The 1105-nt window shown below is 37.6% G+C and carries 2 protein-coding genes; both read right to left on the minus strand.

Annotated elements, in window-relative coordinates; genetic code table 11:
• Positions 1 to 327: hypothetical protein (locus RM549_RS19335; protein ID WP_311687756.1), on the minus strand; the 327-nt coding region annotated here is incomplete at its 3' end.
• A gap of 164 nt (positions 328 to 491) precedes the next feature.
• Entirely contained in the window at positions 492 to 614 is a 123-nt protein-coding gene (locus RM549_RS19340; RefSeq protein WP_311687758.1) for a hypothetical protein, read from the minus strand.
• Positions 615 to 1105 lie beyond the last annotated feature (491 nt).

The raw sequence follows: 1105 nt of genomic DNA on the forward strand, positions 1-1105 counted from the left end.
TTGACCCGTGTACACAGTAGTTGTGGAACCGTCTGGCTGTATTTTGAGCAATTTTGGAGCTAAAAAAACTTCTCCATAGGAGTAACCTCCTTCTATAACATAAATATTGCCTTCCTCATCAAAGGTAACTGCGGTGGGAAAAGTTAATCCTTCTGTGACGACTTCTATTTTATACCCATCAGGTAAAAGCACATCAGTGGGTTCTATATTTCGCTTTTCAGGAACATCATCCAGCTGCCCGCCGCCTTTGGAAGGCATAATACGATAGCAACTTTGGAATCCCACCAGAACAGCAAAGAGAATTATAATTCTATATTTTACCTTCATCTTTTTAATTTTAACTATAATGGGGGCAGTTTCCCATACAATTGTTGTAGTGGGTCCTGGTAAATAATTAATGGGCTGCAGGCCGGTTTGTTACTGTGATTATCATAATCTAAAATATCTTGTTCCAGGCCTGCAGCCCCTGAACTACAAACTTGTACTGCTTTTTAGGCAGCTTCTGCCCACCACCACCATATTAAGGCAATGACTATTATTGTTCCTATGATCCAATACCACATTTTGGCATTTTGTTTCTTTCTTTCGTTTTCTGTTTTTCTTTCTGGTTCCATAGTTTAGGAAGTTTAACTGATTAGAATTTTAATAAATAAAGTTGTGAAGCCTTTTAAGCTGCTTCTGCCCACCACCATATTAAAGCAATGACTATTACTGTTCCTATGATCCAATACCACATTCTGGCATTCTTTCTTTTCCGTTCTCTTTCTGTTTCCATAGTTTAAAAATTTAATTGATTATAATTTTCAATGAATAAGGAATTCCGTGTCCTTTACGCAGCTTCTGCCCACCACCACCAAATCAGTATAAGGACTATTATCGTTCCTATGATCCAGTACCACATATTCTTTCTTTTTCGTTCTTTTTCTGTTTCCATGACGCTGTGATTTTATTATATTAATTTAAAATATTCCTGCTTCAGTTATCTTTGTGTAGATAGGATCACGCTCTACTTTTTTCTTCTGATACCCTCCTGTTTTTCCGAAGAGTAGAATGTATGCCCAAAAGACCACCAAACAAACCTCCAATCCCGCTTCCTACCACGAAA

The organism is Autumnicola patrickiae, from assembly GCF_031846525.1.
Taxonomy (GTDB): Bacteria; Bacteroidota; Bacteroidia; order Flavobacteriales; family Flavobacteriaceae; genus Autumnicola; species Autumnicola patrickiae.